24 protein-coding genes are annotated in these 22,628 nt (G+C 46.0%); 21 read left to right on the forward strand and 3 right to left on the reverse strand.

Features of this window, described 5'->3' with window-relative positions; translation table 11 throughout:
• Positions 1–208: 208 nt before the first annotated feature.
• The gene (locus RBB45_RS02100) at positions 209–457 is read right to left on the reverse strand and encodes a ferredoxin (RefSeq protein WP_009794805.1); all 249 of its coding nucleotides are present in this window, start codon (positions 455–457) and stop codon (positions 209–211) included.
• 311 nt (positions 458–768) lie between these two features.
• Here RBB45_RS02100 and RBB45_RS02105 point away from each other — a divergent pair, with 311 nt between their 5' ends.
• The 12 genes from RBB45_RS02105 to RBB45_RS02160 all read left to right on the forward strand — a co-directional run bounded on the left by RBB45_RS02105 (position 769) and on the right by RBB45_RS02160 (position 12,289).
• Positions 769–1,833, forward strand: coding sequence for a YpbB family protein (locus RBB45_RS02105; RefSeq protein ID WP_306009048.1), 1,065 nt, complete (start codon positions 769–771; stop codon positions 1,831–1,833).
• Positions 1,811–3,310: a RecQ family ATP-dependent DNA helicase gene (locus tag RBB45_RS02110; RefSeq protein ID WP_306009049.1), complete on the forward strand. Its 1,500-nt coding sequence runs from the start codon at positions 1,811–1,813 to the stop codon at positions 3,308–3,310. Before RBB45_RS02105 ends, RBB45_RS02110 begins: the two co-directional genes overlap by 23 nt.
• Positions 3,311–3,319: 9 nt before the next feature.
• Positions 3,320–3,946: a CPBP family intramembrane glutamic endopeptidase gene (locus tag RBB45_RS02115; protein ID WP_009794808.1), complete on the forward strand. Its 627-nt coding sequence runs from the start codon at positions 3,320–3,322 to the stop codon at positions 3,944–3,946.
• On the forward strand, positions 3,924–4,646 hold the full coding sequence (locus RBB45_RS02120) for a LysM peptidoglycan-binding domain-containing protein (RefSeq protein WP_009794809.1): 723 nt from the start codon (positions 3,924–3,926) through the stop codon (positions 4,644–4,646). Before RBB45_RS02115 ends, RBB45_RS02120 begins: the two co-directional genes overlap by 23 nt.
• A 683-nt stretch (positions 4,647–5,329) precedes the next feature.
• Entirely contained in the window at positions 5,330–5,788 is a 459-nt protein-coding gene (locus tag RBB45_RS02125) for a YpbF family protein (RefSeq protein ID WP_094767139.1), read from the forward strand.
• Between the two features lie 122 nt (positions 5,789–5,910).
• The gene (locus RBB45_RS02130; RefSeq protein WP_306009050.1) at positions 5,911–6,543 is read left to right on the forward strand and encodes a CBS domain-containing protein; all 633 of its coding nucleotides are present in this window, start codon (positions 5,911–5,913) and stop codon (positions 6,541–6,543) included.
• A 57-nt stretch (positions 6,544–6,600) separates the two neighbouring features.
• On the forward strand, positions 6,601–6,978 hold the full coding sequence (locus tag RBB45_RS02135; protein WP_306009051.1) for a hypothetical protein: 378 nt from the start codon (positions 6,601–6,603) through the stop codon (positions 6,976–6,978).
• Positions 6,979–7,005: 27 nt separating this feature from the next.
• Positions 7,006–7,788, forward strand: coding sequence for a metallophosphoesterase (locus RBB45_RS02140; RefSeq protein WP_009794814.1), 783 nt, complete (start codon positions 7,006–7,008; stop codon positions 7,786–7,788).
• A 100-nt stretch (positions 7,789–7,888) separates the two neighbouring features.
• Positions 7,889–8,794, forward strand: a complete 906-nt coding sequence (locus tag RBB45_RS02145; RefSeq protein ID WP_022544144.1) for a MerR family transcriptional regulator — start codon at positions 7,889–7,891, stop codon at positions 8,792–8,794.
• A gap of 137 nt (positions 8,795–8,931) precedes the next feature.
• Positions 8,932–9,519: a genetic competence negative regulator gene (locus RBB45_RS02150; RefSeq protein ID WP_022544143.1), complete on the forward strand. Its 588-nt coding sequence runs from the start codon at positions 8,932–8,934 to the stop codon at positions 9,517–9,519.
• Between the two features lie 369 nt (positions 9,520–9,888).
• Positions 9,889–11,166, forward strand: coding sequence for a Glu/Leu/Phe/Val family dehydrogenase (locus RBB45_RS02155; protein ID WP_009794817.1), 1,278 nt, complete (start codon positions 9,889–9,891; stop codon positions 11,164–11,166).
• Positions 11,167–11,317: 151 nt separating this feature from the next.
• Complete coding sequence (locus RBB45_RS02160; protein ID WP_009794818.1) at positions 11,318–12,289, forward strand: YpdA family putative bacillithiol disulfide reductase; 972 nt, start codon at positions 11,318–11,320, stop codon at positions 12,287–12,289.
• A gap of 36 nt (positions 12,290–12,325) precedes the next feature.
• On the opposite strand, the gene RBB45_RS02165 is transcribed toward RBB45_RS02160, so the two are convergent.
• Positions 12,326–13,303: an asparaginase gene (locus RBB45_RS02165; protein ID WP_035403076.1), complete on the reverse strand. Its 978-nt coding sequence runs from the start codon at positions 13,301–13,303 to the stop codon at positions 12,326–12,328.
• 171 nt (positions 13,304–13,474) lie between these two features.
• On the opposite strand from RBB45_RS02165, the gene prsW reads away from it, so the two are divergent.
• The 9 genes from prsW to fni all read left to right on the forward strand — a co-directional run bounded on the left by prsW (position 13,475) and on the right by fni (position 21,503).
• Positions 13,475–14,164 (forward strand): glutamic-type intramembrane protease PrsW, encoded by a 690-nt coding sequence (prsW, locus tag RBB45_RS02170; protein WP_022544141.1) that lies wholly within the window; start codon positions 13,475–13,477, stop codon positions 14,162–14,164.
• A 240-nt stretch (positions 14,165–14,404) separates the two neighbouring features.
• Positions 14,405–15,256: a spore cortex-lytic enzyme gene (sleB, locus tag RBB45_RS02175; protein WP_094767141.1), complete on the forward strand. Its 852-nt coding sequence runs from the start codon at positions 14,405–14,407 to the stop codon at positions 15,254–15,256.
• A 14-nt stretch (positions 15,257–15,270) separates the two neighbouring features.
• The gene (ypeB, locus tag RBB45_RS02180) at positions 15,271–16,620 is read left to right on the forward strand and encodes a germination protein YpeB (protein WP_094767142.1); all 1,350 of its coding nucleotides are present in this window, start codon (positions 15,271–15,273) and stop codon (positions 16,618–16,620) included.
• Between the two features lie 183 nt (positions 16,621–16,803).
• The gene (locus RBB45_RS02185; RefSeq protein WP_009794823.1) at positions 16,804–17,463 is read left to right on the forward strand and encodes a flagellar brake protein; all 660 of its coding nucleotides are present in this window, start codon (positions 16,804–16,806) and stop codon (positions 17,461–17,463) included.
• 62 nt (positions 17,464–17,525) lie between these two features.
• The gene (locus RBB45_RS02190; RefSeq protein WP_022544140.1) at positions 17,526–17,705 is read left to right on the forward strand and encodes a YpfB family protein; all 180 of its coding nucleotides are present in this window, start codon (positions 17,526–17,528) and stop codon (positions 17,703–17,705) included.
• Positions 17,706–17,857: 152 nt separating this feature from the next.
• The gene (cmk, locus tag RBB45_RS02195) at positions 17,858–18,538 is read left to right on the forward strand and encodes a (d)CMP kinase (RefSeq protein WP_009794825.1); all 681 of its coding nucleotides are present in this window, start codon (positions 17,858–17,860) and stop codon (positions 18,536–18,538) included.
• The gene (locus tag RBB45_RS02200) at positions 18,535–19,116 is read left to right on the forward strand and encodes a lysophospholipid acyltransferase family protein (RefSeq protein WP_009794826.1); all 582 of its coding nucleotides are present in this window, start codon (positions 18,535–18,537) and stop codon (positions 19,114–19,116) included. Before cmk ends, RBB45_RS02200 begins: the two co-directional genes overlap by 4 nt.
• A 161-nt stretch (positions 19,117–19,277) precedes the next feature.
• On the forward strand, positions 19,278–20,435 hold the full coding sequence (gene rpsA, locus RBB45_RS02205; protein WP_170939398.1) for a 30S ribosomal protein S1: 1,158 nt from the start codon (positions 19,278–19,280) through the stop codon (positions 20,433–20,435).
• Positions 20,436–20,447: 12 nt separating this feature from the next.
• Complete coding sequence (gene fni / locus RBB45_RS02210) at positions 20,448–21,503, forward strand: type 2 isopentenyl-diphosphate Delta-isomerase (protein WP_101550195.1); 1,056 nt, start codon at positions 20,448–20,450, stop codon at positions 21,501–21,503.
• Between the two features lie 939 nt (positions 21,504–22,442).
• Here fni and RBB45_RS02215 read toward each other — a convergent pair.
• Positions 22,443–22,586: a YpzI family protein gene (locus RBB45_RS02215; protein WP_306009052.1), complete on the reverse strand. Its 144-nt coding sequence runs from the start codon at positions 22,584–22,586 to the stop codon at positions 22,443–22,445.
• Positions 22,587–22,628 lie beyond the last annotated feature (42 nt).

Genomic DNA, 22,628 nt, shown 5'->3' on the forward strand with positions numbered 1-22,628 from the left:
CAGCCTGCACTGCAGTTTTTTTTATGTGCAAATTTAAAGTCAGGCAAGAGAAAGAGCGAAAAGAGCCTGAATCCATAGGATGCAGACAGTGAACACCTTGTCCTGCGGCAGCTTTTGCAAGACCGATTTCCTAAAGCATGCCTAGTGTCCGGCGGGAGACAAAACATAAAAAAACAGCCTCGAAAAGGAGGCTGTTTTTCAGTGTCTGCTATTCAAATTTAAGGGCATCGCCCTCAAACGGCTCATCCGCAACTTTAATGGAATCAGTCGGGCAGCCTTCAAATGCATCCATCATATCGTCTATTAATACATCAGGAATTTCAACGATGCCTTCATTTTCATCAAGTGTAACAAATGCAATGCCTTCATCATCATAATCATAAATATCTGGAGCAGCAGCTCCGCATGCGCCGCATGCAATACATGTTTCTTTGTCAACAATTGTATACTTTGCCATGTAAAAAACCTCCCAATCAATTAACCGAAATAGTCGCCGTTTCCGCTTTCTGCCGTACGGAAACTCTTTCCTCATACACCTATTGTAAGTGTGCTTTCTTTACTTTTCAATAGAAAATGTATTGAGAATGCTTATCACATCAGGGTTTGCAACATTTAATACCCTGTGTGCATGTTTTAAAACAGCCTGGTTATTTCTAAACATGTTAAAATAATATAAAGGAACAGGCTGCTTAAAAATGTAATATATATTGCCGCTTTAAAGTGTTATATTAGCAAAAAGGCTAAAAATATACAAGCAAGGTGAATTTTATGCCTATTAACTATCTGCAAATGATTATTTTATATTGTCTGGACAAGCTGAACGGTGAGAGGACCATCTATTCGATCTATCATCTGCTGAATGGAAAAAAGTCATCGCAGACAATTCAGGATGCCCATCTATTCCAGCTTGGCGCTTTATTCCAGACTTGCCCTTCACTGGGGAGGGCTGATCTTGATGAGAAGATAAAGCATCTGGAAAAACAAGGCTTGATCCAAGAGAAGGAAGAGCTTCATTACATGGTCACAGACGAGGGAGCTTCAGCCCTTGCTGCCCAGCTGCAGAAAACGCCAATTCCATCAACATTGAATGGGTGGAAGCTTCATGACAAGTCTGCCCTTTTTTGGGAGAGGCTGTCGCTGCTCGTTCAGGTGGTTTCCCAGCTTAACCATAATAATTCACATTATATTCCGATCCAAAGAAGAAGGGCCGCCCATATTTGGCTGAAAAAAGCCCTGCGCGAAGCGAAGATGGATAAAAAGGCCCTCGCTGCCGGACTTTATGGTGAGCTGGAGGCTTTGCTGGAATCATACAGAGAGACCGATCCTTCTATCATTGTCCTAAGGCTTACTGGTGCCGGCCATATTGGCCTGACATCTGAACAGGCAGCTGAGGCTATGAATTTTGACAGCGATTATTACCGGTTCTGCTTCCTGTCCATCCTGCACTATCTGATTGTTCGCATCATGGAAGACCGCAGCAGCTTTCCTGTCCTCCGGTTATTATTTACCGGCGAAGAGTCATCCATTCCGCTGACACAGTCCGCGCAGAAGACGTATATGATGCTGAAGCAGGGTGTTTGCCTGGACAAGATCATTCAGGCAAGGGGACTTAAAAGAAGCACAATAGAAGACCATATTGTAGAGCTGGCTCTGAATGTAGAGGGGTTCAGCATCGATCCCTATGTACAGGCCGAAAAGCAGGAACTTATCAGGAGTGCAGCCATGAATGCCGAGTCACGGCAGCTTAAGCATATCAGGCGGCTGGCAGGCGGTGCGGAGTATTTTGAAATAAGGCTGGTGATGGCCAAGTATGGCGACGGAAATGATGCTTGAAAAAGAGCTCCATAGATATTTCGGCTTCTCTTCTTTTAGAAAAGGGCAAAGGGAGGCCATTTCCTCCATCCTGGATGGACGGCATACACTGGCAATGCTTCCGACCGGCACAGGGAAATCCATCTGCTACCAGCTGCCGGGCTACTTGCTTGAGGGCACTGTTCTCATCGTTTCGCCGCTCCTTTCCTTGATGCAGGACCAGGTAGAACAGATGAAGATGAACGGTGAAAAAAGGGTCGTTGCACTCAACTCATTTTTAAGCTTTGAGGAAAAGCGCTGGGCTTTTGACAGCCTTCAGAGCTTTAAATTCATCTTTATTTCTCCTGAAATGCTTAATACAGCTTCTGTGCTCAATATGATCAAGAAGCTGAGGATTGCATTATTTGTAGTAGATGAAGCCCATTGCATTTCACAGTGGGGCTATGATTTCAGGCCGGATTATCTTCGCCTTGGCGAAACTAGAAAACAGCTTGGCAGTCCGCTGACACTGGCACTGACAGCTACCGCGACACCCGAGACAGTAAATGATATCATTTCAAGGCTTGAGGTGGAAAGCTGTGAGCAGGTCATTTCTTCTGTGGACAGGCCCAATATCAGCCTGACTGTCGAGAAGCACAGCGGCTACCAGGCAAAGGCATCAAGGCTGCAGGAACTTGTTCAGCTGTTCAGCGGACCGGGGATTATATATTTTTCCAGCAAGAAAATGGCCGAACAGGCAGCTCTGTCTCTAAAAGAGAAATGCTCAAAAAAGGTGATGGCCTACCATGGCGGGATGGATCAGGAAAGCCGTATCCTGATCCAGCAGCAATTTGTAAACGGCCAGATTGACATTGTTTGTGCCACAAGTGCTTTCGGCATGGGGATCAACAAAAGCGATATCCGTTTTGTTGTCCACTTCCATATGCCTCTCCAGCTGGAGTCCTACCTGCAGGAGATCGGGCGGGCCGGAAGGGATGGCAAAGCAAGCGCAGCCGTCCTTCTTTGGGCGCCGGGTGATGAGCAGCTGCCCCTGCAGCTTGCTGAAGCTGAGCTTCCTTCTGAACACCAGGTTGATTACGTTTTCTCCTTGCTTAAAACGCAGGGGCTTGGCGCTTCAGAGCTGTCAGAGAATGAAAAAGAAATCCGCCTGCCTGCAGGGCTGACAGACATTCAGTGGCGGGTGCTGATCGAGCTTTCTGACAGGCTGCGTGATGAGGGAGCGGACAATCTTCCTGGCAGGATCAATGAGTTTCTCCGCAGAAGGGTCCTTATAAAAAACGGGCAAATTGCGGAAGTGGGCCGCTGGATCCATTCGAAATCATGCCGGAGGGAAAAAATCGCAGAATATTTTCAGGAAGGCAAAAAGCCTGAAAATCTTTCCTGCTGCGATATTTGCGGTCTGGATCTGGAAAAATATTTTGGACAGGCAGAGGAATCTTACGGACTGGCCAGGGCTGGCTGGAAAGAACTCCTTGCCGGAATGCTAATCAATAAGTGAGCGATCATAATGAAAAAAAAGCATATGGAAATAATCAAGGAATTATCCGATAAAGACCTCTTGTTCCACTTGTATGCAACACAGCTGCTGCTTCTTGCGATATCCGCGATTCTTGGCTTTATATTATTTAATGATTTTTCTTCCTTTTTCGACTTGTTTTTTTGGGAAGATTTAAATATTTTATATATAGGGGCAGGTGCCGGAATTGCGGTTGTTCTGGCAGACCTGCTGTTGATGAAAATCGTTCCTGCTTCCTACTATGATGATGGTGGCCTTAATGAACGGATATTCCGGAACCGGAACCCTTTGCATATTGCTGTCATTGCAGCTATTGTCGCTTTTTGTGAAGAGCTGCTGTTCAGGGGGGTCATTCAGACTCACTTCGGGCTGCTGGTTTCAAGCATTATCTTTGCAGCTGTCCATTATCGCTATTTATTTAATTGGTTCCTGTTTGTCAATATTATCGTATTGAGCTTTTTAATCGGGATCATTTATTTAAAGACAGGCAATCTAGCTGTCACGATCGTAATGCATTTTCTGATTGATTTTTTACTGGGCATCTCCATCAGATATCGGAAGCAGGACAATATAGAGGAAACAGGAAGGGATTTGGATGAACAGAGAGGATCCTTATAGAGACCAGGCCGAACGCCTGCGAAAGAAAATAGACGGCGGTACAGAACAAAAGGACAGAAAGAAAGAAGCGCTCCCCCCGAGGAGCAGCCTTCACCATCAAAAGAAGAAAAAGACTAAATGGAAGCTGAAATATCCGGTCATGAGCCTGCTGGCCATCTTCTTTATTCTGCTACCCATTGCAATATTCAGCATATACACCTCCATGGACAATGAGCCTGGCGGAGAGGCTGCAGAAGCAAGCAAGACGAGCTACGAGACGGTGGACTTTGGCGAGACTGCCGATGAGCCGGCGGCAGCAGGGGAGCAAACGGCGGAAGAGGAGAAACAAGCTGCAGCTGGCGAAGAGCAGGCAAAAGATTTAAATAAAGATACCGCCCAAGAAGAAAAACAGGATTCAAGCACTTCAGAGCTGGAGAAATCATCTGATGCAGCGGCTGTTGAAACTGGTGCGAAAGAACCGGAAAATACAGCAGATAAAGAAAAAGCTGCCGGTGAGGTCCAGGCCAAGCCCGCACCTGAACAGAAGGAAACCTCTGGAGAGTTCGTTACACACACAGTACAGCCGGGCGAAACGATGTTCAGAATTTCAATGAAATACTTCAAGTCACAGGACGGGATAGAAATCATCAGGCAGGCAAACGGTCTGTCCGGCAATGAAATCCACGTGGGACAAGTATTGAAAATACCGCAAAACCAGTAATGCCGGTACCTTGAAGGGCCGGTTTTTTTGTTGTTTGCAGCGAATTGGAACCTGCTGTGCGGACAAAAGGGAGTCAGAGGGTTTTAGTGAAGCGGACTAACACCCTCTGTGCGGGAAAAAGAGAAATAGAGGGTCTTAGTGAAAGGGACTAGTACCCTCTGTGCGGAAAAAGGGAAACAGGGGGTCTTAGTGCAGCGGACTAGTACCCTCTATGTGGAAAAAAGGGAAACAGAAGGTCTTAGTGAAGCGGACTAGCACCCTCTATGCGGAAAAAAGGGAAACAGAAGGTCTTAGTGAAGCGGACTAGTACCTTCTGTGCGGAAAAAAGAGAAACAGAGGGTCTTAGTGGAGCGGACTAGTACCTTCTGTGCGGAAAAAAGAGAAACAGAGGGTCTTAGTGGAGCGGACTAACACCCTCTGTAAGGAAAAAAGAGAAACAGAAGGTCTTAGTGAAAGGGACTAGCACCCTCTGTGCGGGAAAAAGGGAACCAGAAGGTCTTAGTGAAGCGGACTAGCACCCTCTATGCGGGAAAAAGGGGAACAGAGGGTCTTAGTGAAGGAGACTGGCACCCTCAGTTATTTACAATGCGTCTTATGCTTGCCGGGGCTGACCAAGCGCCATCCGCCTTCCGATAGAATATCCCCCCGGACAAACTCATATAATGGCAGGGGAGGGGGATTGTATGGAAACAACAATTCAAATGCTGGATGAGCGGACAGATCAGGCTGCAAGGCAGATGCTGCAGAAGGTAGTAGAGCGGAAACGCAAGTTTGACAAATACAAAGCCAGACATCTTGCAGTCATGTGGGCAGGGGTTTTTGTGTCCTTTTTTTATCTGATTTATTTATATTATACGGTTATGGAACCCTATTCGTATTCGTTTGCTAGCATGTTTTCCGCCTTCGCATCGAACAGCGCCAATCTTTATTTGCTCTTTTTAGCAGGAGGTCTTTACGGGACAATGAATCTTTTTAAGGAGAAAAAGGACAAGGCTGAAAAGGAATATCATGCACTGCGATGCGAAATCGTGGACAGAAGCAAGGATCTCTGGAAAAAGGAAGAGGAATGGAAAAACCGTCATATCGTATTCGAAATGATGAAAAAAAACTATGATATTAATCTTTACCATGAAAATAAATAGCTGGGAAAAGATCAGCATCACAGAATTGCCTTTAATTAAAAATAAGACACCCTAAAATAAAGGAATCTGGCAGAAAACAGGGAATATATATGGATGTCAGTTACTTTTTTGGGGGGATGGCCATGTTTGTCAAAAGCGTTATGATTCCTAAACACTCGTGCTATACGATAGGCTCCGATGAGACGCTGCAAAGTGCTCTTGAGCAGCTTGAAAAGCATCAGATCGACGGCCTGCCGGTGCTGGATGGAGAGAAATATGCCGGCATCATCACAAGGTACGGAATTTATGAAAGCTATTTTAATTCCAATCAGGAAAAAGAGACATACTTAGAAGGGACAAAGGTCAGGGACATTGCGGATCATAGGGAAGTGGTCCTCCGCGGCAATGAGATTTTTGAAAGGCTTCTCCTTGACCTTAAAGACTTCCCGCTCCTTGCGGTTGTGGATGCATCAGGCAAATTCCTCGGCGTAGTGACCCGCTTCGATGTTATGGTCCAGTTTCAATCGGCATTTGGAACCAACCGTGCCGGGGTAAGGATTGCTTTTACATCGGTCGAAACAGAGGGAAGGATTGCCAGGCTTTCCGAAATTGCCAGGCATTTCCATGAACATATCATTTCTCTAGTTACATTTGACGAAACAGATAAGCTGGTCCGCAGGATCGTCATGAAAATAGAAAAGAAAGATAATATTGATAAATTCATCAAGAAACTGGAGGAATCCGGATTCAGGGTGTTGGATATTCATGAAGATTAGATAAGTAAAGCACAAACACTGCCCTCTTTCATACATTGGTGTGGGAGGGATTTTTTTGTGCTTTTCTTTATGATCAGGCTGCTGTCGGGTTTTTTCAGCGGCTTTCTATTTATGATTTGGCTGCCTGTTTCACTTCCGGCTAAGCCTGGTGCGGCACTGGCACAGCTGCTTTTAAGCCCCGGGGAATTCCTGGCAGCTGCATTTGCCTTCAGCATCAGCTTTATGAGTTTTGCCTCATGCCTGAAAGCGGGACTTGAAAGCGGAAGGCGGCTGGATGGCAGGGCAGCGTCAAGGTTTGTGGCCGCAGCCGGCATCACAGCTTTGCTGGTCTGCTTTCTGGGATTATTTTTTATGGGGTTTTGGAAGGCATTCCTGCTTTTCATTTTTTCCTTTTTATATGGTATTATTTCTATAGACTTTTACCGGAAGCGGTAAAAACAGATTGTTACTTTGGGAGCGGGTATGGACATTTATATTTTTGCAATCATCATAATCCTCGTGTTAATTGGAACCTGCCTCCTTGGCTATATGGCAAAAGAAGCCTTTCAGGACAGGGTCATACATAATGAACTGGAGTTTGAAGATTTCCCGGCAGGGTTCGGAAGCGTCACAATTTTCTTCATTTCCGATATCCACCGCCGCAAAGTTTCAGATAAGCTGCTGGAACAGGTCAAAGGGAAAGCAGACTTGGTTATAATAGGCGGAGATCTGGCTGAAAAAGGAGTGCCCTTCTCCTTAGTGAAGGAGAATATTGAAAAACTAAAAACAGTCGGTCCGGCTTACTTTGTCTGGGGCAATAACGACTATGAGCTTGATCATAGGGAGCTGGATGCGCTCCTGCTGGAAAGCGGTGTTAAAATACTGGATAACACAGCTGTTTCTTTCGAAGCAGAAAATGGGGATACCATGATCCTCATGGGTGTGGACGATGTCGGGAAAGGGAGGGACCGGCTGGATCTGGCTCTTCAGGATGCCGGGCCATCAGGCTTCAGGATCCTCGCCTGCCATAATCCTTCCATCATAGGGAAGATTGAGAAAAGACATGAAATCCGGCTGGTATTAAGCGGTCACACCCATGGAGGACAAATACACATTCTAGGTTACAGCCCTTATGAAAAAGGGAAAGTAAAAACAATGGATAGGGCAACTCTGCTCATCAGCAATGGATATGGAACTACTGCGCTTCCTTTGAGGCTCGGTGCCAGGGCGGAAACCCACTTAGTCCGTCTTGGCCGTAAAGGCTGATTTAACAAAGGGTATCCATAGCCTATACAAAGTTTACACACATCCTAAGGGTACCTATAATGGATGTATGGAACTGTACGCTGTAAACGGAGGATAATAAATGGCCAATCAAGAAGGAAAATATAACATCAAAGCTGTCTCTAAGATGCTCGGCATCCAGCCGGGCACCTTAAGAGCCTGGGAAAGGCGCTATCAGATGGTCGCACCTAAGCGGAACGAATCCGGCCATCGCCTTTATACAGAAGAACATGTCAAGACGCTGAGATGGCTGCTCAGTAAAATCGATCAGGGATTTACAATCAGCCAGGCAGTATCCCTGCTGGAAAATAATGTACTTGAATCAGACCCTGAAGCTCCAGCGGATGGAGGGAATCATGCTGAAATCCTGGGGGACAGGCTCCTTGATGCATTGCTTCAATTCGATGAATCCAAAGCACATGATCTGATTAATCAGGCATTCAGTTTATATACGATTGATAAGGTTCTGGTTGATATACTGGGCTCTTTATTGGTCAAGATAGGAGACTTATGGGAAAGAGGCGAGATTACCACTGCCCATGAGCATTTTGCTTCTTCTATCCTGCGGTCAAGGATCGGCATCATCCTCCACTCTTTTCCCCATAATTCAATCCTGCCAAAGGCAGTGGCTGTGTGCGGGCCAAACGAGTGGCATGAATTGGGCTTGCTCATTTTCACGCTGTTCCTGAGGAGGAAGGGATTTGAAGTTGTGTATCTTGGTGCCAGCATTGCCGAGAAAGACATTGATGTGGTCATTGAAACAGTGAACCCCAAATTTCTGTTCTTTTCTTGCACTATGAAGGAGAACCTTCAAGGAACGCTTGAATTAGCTGAGAAACTGTATTCGGAGCATTCAGGACTGAGCATCGGGCTCGGAGGTTTTGCAGTGGAGCGGATGCCGCGGGAAAAGAAAGACAAATATGCCTCCTATATTTTAGGGAATAGTAAAGATGAATGGGAACGCTGGGTAAAGGAACAAATGTCCTGAACAAAATACGAATCGGCCTGATCAGTCAGGTTATGCATCTTCGGCTGAAACCGGCTGAATAAATAGTAAGACGACTCACCATCTTTTATAACCTTCATACACTAAACTAAGAGTTGGTCACGGCAGGGGGCATTGTCATGCGCTTGGAAAGGTTAAACTACAATAAAATCAAGATTTTCCTGACTTTAGATGACTTAACAGAACGGGGCCTGACAAAGGAAGATATTTGGAAGGACTCCCTTAAATGGCATCAGCTTTTTCATGAGATGCTCGAAGAAGCCAGTGATGAATTTGGTGTAGACATTCAGGGTTCTGTCGCGGTGGAGATATTCTCCATGCAGGCCCAGGGCATGGTAATGATTGTGACCATGCAGGAGCAGGAGGATGAAGAAGAAGAAGATTTTCTTCTTTCTGAAGGCTTTATTGACATGCAGGTTGTAATTGATGACAACGAAGATCTCCTTTTTGTTTTTAATGATGTGGAGGATGTCATCCAGCTTTCCACAAGGCTGGCCGGTATGGGATTGAGTGGCGGAAATCTCTATCATATGGAGGGTCGCTATTACTTATTGTTCGATGATATCCTGGCAGAAGATGCTGAAAAGCTCGCCAGTATGCTTGCTGAATATGGAAGCACATCCCTTATCACCCGCTGGAGGCTTCTGGAGTATGGCAAGGAAGTCATTGCGGACAGCGCAATTGAAACTCTGAGCCGCTATTTCTGAGAATACAAAGGCTGGAAGATGCTCTTTGTTTGAATGGAACCATTTTCCCGGGAGAATACAATAGAAGAAGACAGGTTGGGATTTTATGATGACAGCCTGTCTTTTTGTGCGTCCATAAACTTTTTTGCTATAGCTTTGAGCCCATTTTTCAGATATCGTAAATATGGCGTTTTTTTTACGCGAATAAGGGAAAAGTGTTAATGTTGAAATAACTGAAAATTCCCATTATATCAGCGTTGACAGCGTTTTCAACAAGTAATCAAAAAATGCCGAAAAGTGCATTTTTCTTCTTGCATAAATCAAACAAAGGTGTATACTATGTCATGAATACGGACAAAATGCAAAGTGATTTTTTTAGGAGGTTTACAAATGGTAGCCGAGAACGGTACTGGAAACACAAATAAAGAAGACAAACATGACGTTTTAAAGTCAACTCAAACTGTTATTCATAAGGCTCTCGAAAAGCTTGGATATCCTGAAGAGGTATATGAACTGCTGAAAGAGCCGATCCGCATGATGACAGTTAAAATACCTGTCAGAATGGATGATGGGTCTGTTAAAGTCTTTACTGGCTACCGGGCACAGCATAATGATGCTGTTGGGCCGACTAAGGGCGGCATCCGCTTCCATCCGGGAGTAACGGAAAAAGAGGTGAAAGCCCTTTCCATTTGGATGAGTCTTAAGTGCGGCATCGTCGATTTGCCTTATGGCGGCGGAAAAGGCGGGATTGTATGTGATCCCAGAGATATGTCCTTCCGTGAGCTGGAAAGGCTCAGCCGAGGCTATGTCCGTGCAATAAGCCAGATTGTGGGTCCTACCAAAGATATTCCGGCTCCAGATGTATTTACCAACTCTCAAATCATGGCTTGGATGATGGACGAATACAGCAGAATAGATGAATTTAACTCTCCTGGCTTTATTACAGGAAAACCGCTTGTACTAGGGGGCTCTCATGGAAGGGAATCAGCAACTGCGAAAGGCGTCACCATCTGCATCAGGGAAGCTGCCAGGAAGAAAGGCATCAACCTGCAGGGAGCGCGCGTCGTTGTACAGGGCTTCGGAAATGCCGGAAGCTTTCTTTCCAAATTCATGCATGATGCCGGTGCGAAGGTTGTGGGCATATCTGATGCCTACGGCGGCCTGCATGATCCCGAGGGGCTTGACATTGACTATCTGCTTGACCGCCGTGACAGTTTTGGGACGGTAACCAAGCTTTTCAATAATACAATTACCAACAAAGAGCTATTGGAACTGGATTGCGATATCCTTGTTCCTGCTGCCATCGAAAATCAAATTACCGAAGAAAATGCCCATAATATCAGGGCAAGCATCGTAGTCGAGGCTGCTAACGGGCCTACTACCCTCGAAGCAACCCAGATACTGACAGAAAGGGGCATCCTGCTCGTGCCGGATGTTCTGGCCTCTGCAGGGGGAGTGACCGTATCTTACTTTGAATGGGTTCAGAATAACCAGGGCTATTACTGGTCTGAAGAAGAAGTGGAAGAAAAACTTGAGAAGATCATGTGCAAATCATTCAATAATATTTACGATACGGCACAGACAAGAAGAGTGGACATGAGGCTTGCTGCATATATGGTTGGCGTCCGCAAAACAGCTGAAGCCTCCAGATTCCGCGGCTGGGTGTAAGAAGAAGCTCATATCATTGAATGTTTCAATAAAATCTCCTATCATAAATTGATGGGAGATTTTTTTTTCCAATCTGAAGGATAAATATAAAGGAGTCCCTGCCTGTCAGACGGGGAAAAAAAGAGAATGCTTAAGTAAGGAGCGCTGACATATGAAATCGGAAGATGCGATTATTATAGGAGGAGGCCCCTGCGGACTTGCAGCAGCCATTGCGTTAAAGGAAGCGGGAAAGGAACCCCTTGTGATTGAAAAAGGAAACATTGTCAATGCCATCTATCATTATCCGACCCATCAGACTTTTTTCAGTACGGCTGAAAAACTTGAAATCGGAGGGGTGGCTTTTGTTACAGAAAATTATAAGCCGCAGAGGAACCAGGCCCTTGTGTACTACAGGGAAGTGGCAAAGAGGAAGCAGCTTAATATCCGTGCGTATGAAAAGGTCCTTGGAGTCACGAAGGACCAGGAAGGCTTTGTCGTCCAGACGGATAAAGGACAATATACTGCTCCGTATGTAATTATTGCGACAGGCTATTATGACAACCCGAATTATCTTGATATACCAGGGGAAGACCTTCCCAAGGTTTTTCACTATTTCAAGGAAGCCCACCCTTATTTCAATAAAGATGTAGTGGTGATTGGCGGAAAGAACTCAAGTGTGGATGCAGCCATCGAGCTTAACAAAGCGGGTGCGAGAGTAACAGTTTTGTACAGGGGAAGCCAATACTCCCAAAGCATCAAACCGTGGATTTTGCCGGAATTTGAATCACTTGCACGGTCAGGCCAAGTGAAAATGGAATTTGATGCAGAAGTGAGAGCAATCACCGAGACCCAAGTCATTTATGAAAAAGAGGGCAGGCAGGAAGCGGTAAAAAATGATTTTGTTTTTGCTATGACTGGCTACCATCCTGATCACACCTTCCTTAAAAAGATGGGGATTGTCATTGACCCCGCATCAGGACGGCCGCATTACAGTGAAGAAACGATGGAAACAAATATTGAAGGAATCTTTATAGCGGGCGTGATTGCAGCGGGCAATAATGCAAATGAAATATTCATTGAAAATGGCCGCTTCCATGGCGGGATCATTGCGGAAGCTATAAAGAAGCGTGAATCGGACAGCTGAATATGAAAGGGGCACCGCAACCGGTGCCCCTTTTCATTATACTTGGAAAAGCCTTTCAATATGCTCCATTTCATCAGTGAGGGTCAGCGCGATCAGCAGTTTCAGGCGTGCTTTCTGACCGTTCAGGCCGTTTGAAAAAATGACTCCAAGCTCTTTCAGCTGCTTGCCGCCGCCCTCATAGCCATATACATCCTGGGCAATCCCATTGAAGCATCTGGACACAAGGACAACGGGTATATTGGCTTCTATCAGGCTTTGAACCCCAACAGCTGCTGCAGGCGGAAGATTGCCCTGTCCAAGCGCTTCAATGACCACGCCATCCATCTGCAGGTCTTTAATAGCCATCAGCAATGAGGAATCCATTCCGGCATGCGCTTTTACGAGCACGACCTTTTTGGAAACATCGGATATCTGGTAGCTTTCTTTGGTGAGTGGCGAGTGGTGAAAGAGCACCCCCCTCTTAGTGACAATCCCGATCGGTCCATATTGGGGACTTTGGAAAGTTGAGACATTGCTGGTATGGGTTTTAGTGCAATTCTCCGCTGTGTGGATCTCATCATTCAGAACAACCAGTACCCCTTTATTCATAGCCTCGCTGCTTACAGCCACCCTCAGTGAGGCTATCAGATTATACAGGCCGTCCGATCCTATTTCATTGCTTGACCGCATGGCACCGGTAACAATCACAGGGATTGGCGCCTGGAGGGTAAGATCAAGAAAATAAGCTGTCTCCTCGAGTGTATCCGTTCCATGGGTGATGACTGCTCCGTCTATTTTCCCAGTCTGGTAGTGCTTGTCTATTAAATCCCTTAGTACAAGCATTTCTACTGGTGTAATATGCGGTGAAGGCAGATGAAAAGGCTCTTCAACTATGATATCGGCCAGTTCAAACAGCTCATTCGTTTTATCTGTCATAGGATTCTTTTCTGTAGGTACGACGGCACCGGTTGAAGCATCTTCACTCATTGAAATCGTGCCGCCTGTATGGATGATGAGTATTTTTTTCTTTGTCATTTCTATAGCCTCCAGGATGATTTGCAGAAAATGCTGCGGAAGGGAGGAATTCATGGGAATCCTGTACCGCTGCCTTTTCCCCATAAAATAAGCTTGATCTATGATTAATCCATTTTCATTATCATAATATCATGATACGATTAAGAAAACAGATTGAAAAGAGGACAGCTCATGCTGGGAATATTATCTGCCGGAATAGCTCCTGGTCTGGCTTTGCTTAGCTACTTTTATTTAAAGGACGAATACGATTCCGAGCCAGTTTCAATGGTGTTCAGGACTTTTCTTTTTGGTGCCCTGCTGGTGTTCCCGATCATGTTCATCCAGTATGTCCTTGAGACCGAGCAGATTGTCCAATCTGATATTGTCAGTGCATTCTTTTCCGCAAGTATGCTCGAAGAATTTTTCAAATGGTTTATTTTATTCTATACCGTTTATCAGCATATAAGCTTTGATGAACCGTATGATGGCATTGTTTATGGTGCAAGCGTATCCCTTGGCTTTGCCACTGCGGAAAATATCCTGTATCTTATTGCCAATGGGCTGGAATATGCGATTGGCCGTGCCCTGCTGCCGGTTTCTAGCCATGCATTATTCGGTGTCATAATGGGCTACTATATCGGAAAAGGCAAGTTTACGGCTGAATCAAGGAAGAAATGGATCAGCCTCTCACTCTTTTTGCCTTTTATCCTCCATGGAACCTATGACTTTATTCTCGTATCCCAGGAACATTGGAAGTTTATCATGGTTCCCTTCATGATTTTCCTCTGGTGGTATGGCCTCAGAAAGGTCAAGATGGCCAGGGCAATGAGCATGAAACAGATCGAGGAGAGCTTTGATTATCAGAAAACCCTTTACCCCTAGGTGAAGGGTTTTTTTAGTTAAGGAAGCCAAACCTCCCTAAAAGGCAAAGAACGCCTTTCCGGGAAGTTCGGCTTATGCCTGTCGGGGGATGATCAAGGCGCTTGCGCTTTTGTTCCGGGGGCATAAGTATTGCCTTCCATATATTTACTACCGTCAAATTACTCTCATTTGCATAAAAACCCAGCCTCTGAAAAAAATAGGGTTAATGTTAATTAGATTATCATCTGGGGGTTGCTATCCATGAAAAACAAATTATTGGTGATTAAGCTGGCTCTGCTCATTCCGCTTTTTGCAGCCGCACTCCCGCTGCTGGGGCCATCTGAAAAAGCAGATGCTTTTTCAGCTCAGGTCATCCAGCATGGTGCTGTGGGCGATGATGTTATTGAACTTCAGTCAAGGCTTCAGTACCTCGGGTTTTATAACGGTAAAATCGACGGGGTATTTGGATGGGGAACTTACTGGGCGCTGCGTAATTTCCAATACGAATTCGGTCTGCCGATTGATGGGCTGGCAGGCCAGGAAACAAAGGCCAAGCTTGCAAAAGCTTCCAAGTACAACGAACAGTTTGTAAAAGAACAAGTCAACAAAGGCAATAAATTTACCCATTATGGCGGTGTTGACCTGGACAAGCAGAAAAAGCCTTCAGGCGGTGCTGGACAGGGCGGAGGCGGTGGCCAGAGCGCCCCGGCAAAACCTGAAGCCAAACAGCCTTCTGCTGCCAATATCCCATCAGGATTTTCGCAGAATGACATACAGCTGATGGCAAACGCAGTTTATGGAGAAGCAAGGGGAGAGCCTTATACAGGCCAGGTGGCTGTGGCAGCTGTCATCTTGAACCGGGTGCAAAGCGCTACCTTCCCCAACACAGTTTCAGGCGTGATTTTTGAGCCGCGCGCTTTTACGGCTGTGGCAGACGGCCAGATATGGCTGACACCGAATGAAACTGCAAAAGAAGCAGTGATGGACGCTATGAACGGCTGGGATCCAACCGGCGATGCGCTCTATTATTTCAATCCTGATACGGCGACCAGCGGATGGATTTGGACGCGGCCGCAAATCAAAAAGATCGGAAAACATATTTTCTGTGAATAGAGAGGTGGTTTACAGTGATTAGAGGGATACTTATTGCCGTACTCGCCCTTGGAGCTGCGGGTGCCGGCTTTTGGGGATACCAGGAGCACAGGGAAAAGAATGCGATTCTTATTAATGCAGAAAACAGCTATCAAAGGGCCTTTCATGACCTGACATACCAGACCGACCTGCTTCATGACAAAATTGGGACTACATTAGCCATGAATTCCAGGGAATCCCTTTCACCGGCGCTTGCTGATGTCTGGAAAATAACATCCACGGCCCATAGTGATGTTGGCCAGCTGCCGCTTACACTTATGCCATTCAATAAGACAGAGGATTTTCTTGCGAAGATCGGGGATTTCAGCTACCGCACAGCAGTCAGGGATCTGGACAAAGAACCTTTGTCAGATAAAGAGTATAAGGCGCTTCAGGGGCTTTATAAAGAATCAGCCGATATCCAGCAGGAGCTCCGCAAAGTCCAGCATATGGTCCTGAAGAATAATCTCAGATGGATGGACGTTGAAATGGCGCTTGCCTCCAATAAACAGCCAATGGACAATACAATCATCGACGGGTTCAAAACCGTGGAAAAGACGGTTGAGAGTTATGGGGAGACCGATTTTGGCCCCGCCATGGTCAATTTGCAGAAAGATGATTCAAATTATAAATATTTAGAGGGAGAGGCTATTTCAAAAAATAAAGCCCGCTCCATTGCTGAGAAATATGCAGGAATGGGGAAAAAGGCGGCTGTAAAAGTAACGGAAAACGGAAAAGGCTCTGACTTCGGCTTCTACAGTGTCTCTGTCCAGGATCCGAAAACCGGCAGGGAAGCCAATATGGATATAACAAAAAAAGGCGGATATCCGATCTGGTTTATCCTAAGCAGAGATGTAAACGACCAGGCTGTCAGTTTGAATGAAGCCGGGAATAAAGCCATTAAATTCCTCAGTGACAATGGATTTAAGGATTTGGACCTGTTTGAAAGTACACAATACGATAATGTCGGAGTATTTACTTTCGTATCCAAACAAGATGATATCAGAGTCTATCCTGATTCGATAAAAGTAAAGGTGGCCCTTGATAACGGGCAAATGATTGGCTTTTCAGCAGAGGATTATCTTAAGTCACACCACATAAGGGAACTGCCTGAAGCGGGCTTAAGCCAGGAAGAGGCAAGGGACAAGATCAATCCTAATCTGAAGATACAGGAAACGAGACTTGCGGTAATCATTAATGACCTTAACCAGGAAGTATTATGCCATGAATTCCTGGGTACAATGGGCGATGACACATATCGGATTTATATCAATGCTGATTCAGGCATTGAAGAAAAAGTGGATAAGCTGCAGAATGCAGAGCCCATTTACGAAGATGTGGTTTAAAAGGAATGTACTGCAGGGCCCGGGGATATTCCCGGGCTTTTTAATATCACAAAAACAGGTCTTTGGAACTATATAAGGTCTTGATTCACCCATGGGTCCCGTGTCATAATTAAATGACAGGATTATCCTTTTGTCTGATTGAAAAGCGTGTATTTAAGAGAGAGCAAGAGAGAGTGGGTCAGCATGATAAAAATTGGAGATTCAATAACACTTGAAACAGTGAATGGACATAAAGAAGAAATATATAGATGCAAGCTGGCCGAAAAGAATGACAATGCCCTTTTCATTGATTACCCGGTCAATGTAAAATCAGGAAAAACAGCCTTCCTGCTTGACGGTACACAGCTTAAAGCTACATTCGTCTCAGATGACGGATCCGTTTTCTTATTTACTACAGAAGTAAAAGGAAGGGTTAAGCAGAATATCCCGTTAATGGTCTTATCCTATCCGGGCCCGAAGCAGCTTATCAAAATCCAGAGGCGGCAGTACGTGAGGATCGAAGCAGCCATCGATGCTGCTGTACAGCCGATTGGCCGCGAATTTTCCCCGTTTAAGGCTGTAACGGAAGACATCAGTGCCGGCGGGGCAAGTCTGCTTGTGGATAAAGACAGCCCGCTCGATGCAGGCATATTTATAAAAGTACTGCTGGTGCTGGCCCTTCAGAATGGGGACTATCATTATCTGAAAGCAGATGCAAAAATTGTGAGAATCATAGAGCATAATGAACTGAAAAATAAGGCATCGATTGAATTTGCAGATCTGGGCCCATCCGGCAGGCAGCTTCTTCTCCGCTTCTGTTTTGACAGGCAGCTTGCCCTTAAGAAAAAAGGCCTGGAAGCTTAACGAATAATTGCCTGCCTGGATGCCAATAATGATAATAAGATTGTCAACAGGCGGGGATGGAAATGAAGATGCTCGAACGGCTGATTGTGAAAGCAGTCATTATCCAGCTGCTCTTTTTGCTCGCAGCCCAGGTACTGCTCCATAAATATGATGTCATGCCTGAGCTGAAGCAGCTTGCCCAGTACGAAGGTGTGGCAAAGAATAGCTTTGAGGAGCTGCTGGAGACTTTCGGCGGAAAATGAGCGGGCATAAGCGGCCTGCTTTTTTTGTATGCTTAAACCCCTTCAGAGGCAGGTCAAAGGACAAAATATTGATAAAAAACCAGCGGATAATATGTTAAAATGGTTCTTGTAAGTTTTAGAGAAACCCAACTGGAAGCGTAACAGGAGGAAATATGATCAAAAAAATCTCAATTGCCATCGATGGCCCTGCAGCAGCAGGAAAAAGCACTGTGGCAAAAATTGCAGCTGAAAAGCTATCATATATTTATATAGACACAGGGGCCATGTACAGGGCACTCACATATAAAGCCATTGAGGCAGGCGCTGACCTGGAAAATGAAGATAAGCTGATGGATATTCTCACAGGCATCCAGATTGACTTGCTTCCAGGTGAACAGGGGCAAATTATCCTTGTGGACGGTGAAAATGTTACTGAAGTGATAAGAACAGCCGCTGTTACCAACTCTGTATCGATTGCTGCGAAGCACCGCAAGGTCCGGGAAGAGATGGTCAGAAGGCAAAAAGCATTCTCGATCGGCGGCGGGGTAGTTATGGACGGCCGTGATATCGGTACCCATGTCCTTCCCCATGCAGAGGTAAAAGTATTCCTGCTTGCATCAGTTGATGAGAGGGCCATGCGGAGACATCAGGAGAATATAAAGAAAGGCTACCCGTCAGATCTTGAACAGCTGAAAACCGATATTGCATACCGGGACAAGCTGGATTCTGAAAGGGAAGTAGCGCCGCTTAAAAAAGCTGATGATGCAGTGGTAATTGACACTACCTCGCTTGCTATTCCGGAAGTTGTAGAGAAGATCATGCTGCTTGCTGAAGAAAGGATCGGATTGACTTGACATTCTATTCTTTTGTAAGATCAGCCGTTTACGGGGCGCTGAAACCGATATACCGTTTTGAGGTGATCGGGAAGGAGAACTTTCCGGCTGAGGGTGGCGTGCTGCTGTGCAGCAACCATATCGACAATCTGGATCCGCCCGTCGTAGGGATTACTGCTCCGAGGCCGGTTCACTTCATGGCCAAGGAAGAACTTTTTAACCTGCCGGTACTAGGGACAATAGTCAGGAATTTGAACGCCTTTCCGGTTAAGAGGGGCATGAGCGACAGGGAAGCTCTAAGGAAAGGGATTGGCCTTTTGAAGGAAGGAAATGTTTTAGGGCTCTTTCCTGAGGGTACAAGAAGTAAAACAGGGGAGTTGGGAAAAGGCCTTGCAGGGGCAGGCTTCTTTGCCTTGAGGGCACCGGCCCATGTAGTACCCTGTGCAATCATTGGCCCATACAAGCCGTTTAAAAGATTGAAGGTAGTGTACGGGAAGCCTCTGGATATGGAAGAAGCACGGAAAAACAGAGCGTCCGCTGACGAAGTGACGGAGATGATCATGCAGGAAATCCGCCAGCTTATTGAGCAGCACAGATAAGTCTTCTTGCTTGACAAATAAAGCTATTTGTAAGAAGTTAGAGGAAAGGCATCTTTTTAGAATATTCTATGTCTTTAATTTAGGACCTTGTTTTCCGCTGTGAAAATATCACATCTACTATAAAAGATTGCAAGCAGTCATTGGATTAAGGAGGATTACATATGTCAGAAGAGATGAATCAATCAGAAGAAATGAATTCAATTGAAGTAAAAAACTTTGAGGTGGGCGACCGCGTAACTGCGAAAGTCACCAAAGTGGAAGAAAAGCAGGTTGTTGTGGATATCCAGGACAGCAAGCTTGACGGGATCATCCCGATCAGCGAGCTCTCAAGCCTTCACATTGAAAAAGCGGAAGATGCTGTGGCTGAAGGTGATGAACTTGACCTGGAAGTACTCAAAGTGGAGGAAGAGGCACTTATCCTTTCAAAGCGCAAAGTGGATGCAGTAAAGGCCTGGGATACACTTGAAGAGAAATTCAACAGCGGCGAAGTTTTTGACGCTGAAATTAAAGATGTGGTCAAAGGCGGCCTGGTAGTGGACCTTGGCGTCCGCGGCTTTGTACCGGCTTCGCTTGTTGAAGCCCATTTTGTTGAGGATTTCTCCGATTATAAGGGAAGGACCCTTTCTTTTAAAATCGTTGAGCTGGATAAGGAGAAAAACCGCCTGATCCTTTCACACCGAGCTGTTGTGGAGGAAGAAAAGGGCAGGCAGAAGCAGGATATCCTTGCTAACCTCCAGGCAGACCAGGTTCTGGATGGTACTGTCCAGCGCATCACTGACTTCGGCGCATTTGTCGATATCGGCGGAATTGACGGACTTGTCCATATTTCCCAGCTTTCATACGAGCATGTTGAAAAGCCTTCCGATGTAGTGGAAGAAGGCCAGAAGGTACAGGTAAAAGTGCTGAGCGTAGACAGGGATAATGAGCGCATTTCCCTATCCATCAAGGAAACATTGCCTGGGCCATGGTCTGATATCGCAGAAAAGGCCCCGAAAGGAAGCACTCTTGACGGAGTTGTGAGACGCCTTGTATCTTATGGAGCGTTTGTTGAGGTATTCCCGGGAGTAGAGGGTCTTGTTCACATCTCCCAGATTTCCCACAAGCATATTGGTACGCCGCATGAGGTGCTTGAAGAAGGCCAGCAGGTACAAGTAAAGGTACTGGATGTAAATGAAAACGATCAGCGTCTGTCTCTAAGCATCAAGGATCTTGAAGAAAAAGAAGCTGAGTATGATACAAGTTATGAGATGCCTGAAGAAACAAAAGGCTTCCAGCTTGGTGAAATGATCGGTGATCAGTTAAAGAATCTGAAAAAATAATGGTGATATAATTTGTCAAGATCTAAACGGAAATGGGATCATATAGAATTTGCCCTTTCAACAGGTCAAAAGCGCATTGCCGGATTTGACGATATTGATTTTATTCATCAAAGCTTGCCTGATTCTGCTGTGGATCAAGTAAAAATAGAAACTGAGATTGGCGGACTTACTCTAAGTTCGCCAATTTTAATAAACGCGATGACAGGCGGCGGCGGTGAAAAAACGCTTAAAATCAATCAGGAGCTTGCCATGGCTGCGGCCGAAACAGGCCTCGCCATGGCAGTGGGCTCGCAAATGGCAGCTTTGAAGGATCCTGCCGAACGGGAGTCATACAAAATTGTGCGGCAGGAAAATCCGAAAGGGATTGTAATCGGCAACCTGGGAAGTGAAGCAGATGCCGAACAGGCTAAGAGGGCAATCGAGATGATTGAAGCGAATGCCCTGCAGATACATCTGAATGTGGTCCAGGAACTGACGATGCCAGAAGGAGACCGGGACTTCAGGGATGCCTTGAGAAGGATCGAGTCTATTTGTAAAAACGTCCATGTGCCTGTGATTGTAAAAGAGGTTGGATTCGGGACCAGCAGAGAAAGTGCTGCAAAGCTTGCAGCTGCCGGTGTTTCAGCGATCGATGTCGGGGGATTTGGCGGCACAAACTTTGCCAGGATTGAGAATGAAAGAAGAGAACGGCTCCTTTCGTTTTTCAATGGCTGGGGGATACCTACTGCCACCTCAATCCTTGAGGTAAAAGCAGAAGAAACGGGAGTCAGTATCATCGGTTCCGGCGGCATCCAGACAGCTTTCGATGCAGCGAAAGCCATTGCCTGCGGCGCAGATGCTGCTGCAATGGCCGGATACCTCCTGAAGATTCTTATGAGCGAAGGTCATGTACAGCTTATAAAGGAAATACATACCCTCCATGAGGAGCTCGCTTTTATTATGGCTGCGCTCGGGGCTGAAACAATAAAGGACCTCCAAAGAGCCCCATTCATCATATCAGGCAAAACCCATCATTGGCTGTCTGAACGGGGGATAAACACAAAGGTTTTTAGTCAGAGGAATATATAGGAATTGGCTCCTGCTTAATTAGCGGGAGTTTTTTTGTATTGCTCATAGGATAACCGTAGAGGACTACTTTTGTGGAAGAGCGGAGCTAGGACCACTATCGTGGCAAAAAGAAAGAATAGTGGTTCCAGCCACCGAAGCTGGGACCACTATTGTGACGAAAAGAAAGAATAGTGGTTCCAGCCACCGAAGCTGGGACCACTATTGTGGCAAAAAGAAAGAAATAGTGGTTCCAGCCACCGAAGCTGGGACCACTAATGTGGCAAAAAGAAAGAATAGTGGTTCCAGCCACCGAAGCTGGGACTCTATTGTGATGAAAAGAAAGAATAGTGGTCCCAGCCACCGAAGCTAAAACCACTATTCTGATAGAAGCGAAAATAATGGTTCCAGCCATAAAAGAGTGATCTATTAAATTCCCTAGATTGTAGAGGACAAAGGCCCTTTTAAGAAGCTGCCACAGAACGCGGCACCCTTAGCCTGCGTTCCTCGTTGGAACAGTCGCTCCGCTTTTCTGTTGTCCATCTCCAGGAGCTAGCCCCTCGAGTCATAAGCCACCCAAGAATTAAAGGCAAAGAACGCCTTTTATTCTTGTGCGTCTTATGCTTGTCGGGGCTGAGCAAGGCGCCCTCCGCTTTTCTATTGTCCAGCTCCAAAGCCACCCCTCGTGTCAAAAGACACTCCTGAATTAAAGGCAAAGAGCACCTTTTATCCAGGAGTCTTGTGCTTGAGGCCCACAGGATGCAGGTGATGGAGGCGTTGCCACAGGACGTGGCGCCCTCAGCCTGCGCTCGGCGATAGAACAGTCGCCACCGCTCTTCTATTTGTCCAGCTCCGGCTCCTAGGTGCTCGAGTCATAAGCCACTCCTGGATTAAAGGCAAAGAACGCCTTTTATCCAGGAGCGTCTTATGCTTGTCGGGGCTGAGCAAGCGCCCTCCGCTTTTCTAGCTATACTTAGAGTCATTCATGCCCCTGGCTTCTTCCAGGCTTTGAAGCTTGGTCGCCCCTGGATAGTGAAGGGCCTGGTCGCGGTCAGATTCGACTCTTCCGCCTGCTTTTAATTTTTTCTCCTGTCTGTCTTTTCCCATGATTAACACCCCCTGCTATTTAAGATGAAACAAGGACAAAAG

Source organism: Bacillus sp. MMSF_3328 (assembly GCF_030733525.1).
Classification (GTDB): domain Bacteria; phylum Bacillota; class Bacilli; order Bacillales; family Cytobacillaceae; genus Bacillus_AB; species Bacillus_AB infantis.

Coding starts and splice junctions, on each gene's coding strand:
- RBB45_RS02160 (WP_009794818.1), top strand. CDS start 11,318: ATGAAATCGGAAGATGCGATTATTATAGGAGGAGGCCCCTGCGGACTT.
- prsW (WP_022544141.1), top strand. CDS start 13,475: ATGCTGGGAATATTATCTGCCGGAATAGCTCCTGGTCTGGCTTTGCTT.
- RBB45_RS02215 (WP_306009052.1), bottom strand. CDS start 22,586: ATGGGAAAAGACAGACAGGAGAAAAAATTAAAAGCAGGCGGAAGAGTC.
- RBB45_RS02190 (WP_022544140.1), top strand. CDS start 17,526: ATGAAGATGCTCGAACGGCTGATTGTGAAAGCAGTCATTATCCAGCTG.
- RBB45_RS02125 (WP_094767139.1), top strand. CDS start 5,330: ATGGAAACAACAATTCAAATGCTGGATGAGCGGACAGATCAGGCTGCA.
- RBB45_RS02185 (WP_009794823.1), top strand. CDS start 16,804: ATGATAAAAATTGGAGATTCAATAACACTTGAAACAGTGAATGGACAT.
- RBB45_RS02130 (WP_306009050.1), top strand. CDS start 5,911: ATGTTTGTCAAAAGCGTTATGATTCCTAAACACTCGTGCTATACGATA.
- RBB45_RS02165 (WP_035403076.1), bottom strand. CDS start 13,303: ATGACAAAGAAAAAAATACTCATCATCCATACAGGCGGCACGATTTCA.
- RBB45_RS02100 (WP_009794805.1), bottom strand. CDS start 457: ATGGCAAAGTATACAATTGTTGACAAAGAAACATGTATTGCATGCGGC.
- RBB45_RS02150 (WP_022544143.1), top strand. CDS start 8,932: ATGCGCTTGGAAAGGTTAAACTACAATAAAATCAAGATTTTCCTGACT.
- RBB45_RS02110 (WP_306009049.1), top strand. CDS start 1,811: ATGGCGACGGAAATGATGCTTGAAAAAGAGCTCCATAGATATTTCGGC.
- cmk (WP_009794825.1), top strand. CDS start 17,858: ATGATCAAAAAAATCTCAATTGCCATCGATGGCCCTGCAGCAGCAGGA.
- RBB45_RS02115 (WP_009794808.1), top strand. CDS start 3,320: ATGAAAAAAAAGCATATGGAAATAATCAAGGAATTATCCGATAAAGAC.
- RBB45_RS02120 (WP_009794809.1), top strand. CDS start 3,924: ATGAACAGAGAGGATCCTTATAGAGACCAGGCCGAACGCCTGCGAAAG.
- RBB45_RS02155 (WP_009794817.1), top strand. CDS start 9,889: ATGGTAGCCGAGAACGGTACTGGAAACACAAATAAAGAAGACAAACAT.
- rpsA (WP_170939398.1), top strand. CDS start 19,278: ATGTCAGAAGAGATGAATCAATCAGAAGAAATGAATTCAATTGAAGTA.
- RBB45_RS02140 (WP_009794814.1), top strand. CDS start 7,006: ATGGACATTTATATTTTTGCAATCATCATAATCCTCGTGTTAATTGGA.
- RBB45_RS02105 (WP_306009048.1), top strand. CDS start 769: ATGCCTATTAACTATCTGCAAATGATTATTTTATATTGTCTGGACAAG.
- sleB (WP_094767141.1), top strand. CDS start 14,405: ATGAAAAACAAATTATTGGTGATTAAGCTGGCTCTGCTCATTCCGCTT.
- RBB45_RS02145 (WP_022544144.1), top strand. CDS start 7,889: ATGGCCAATCAAGAAGGAAAATATAACATCAAAGCTGTCTCTAAGATG.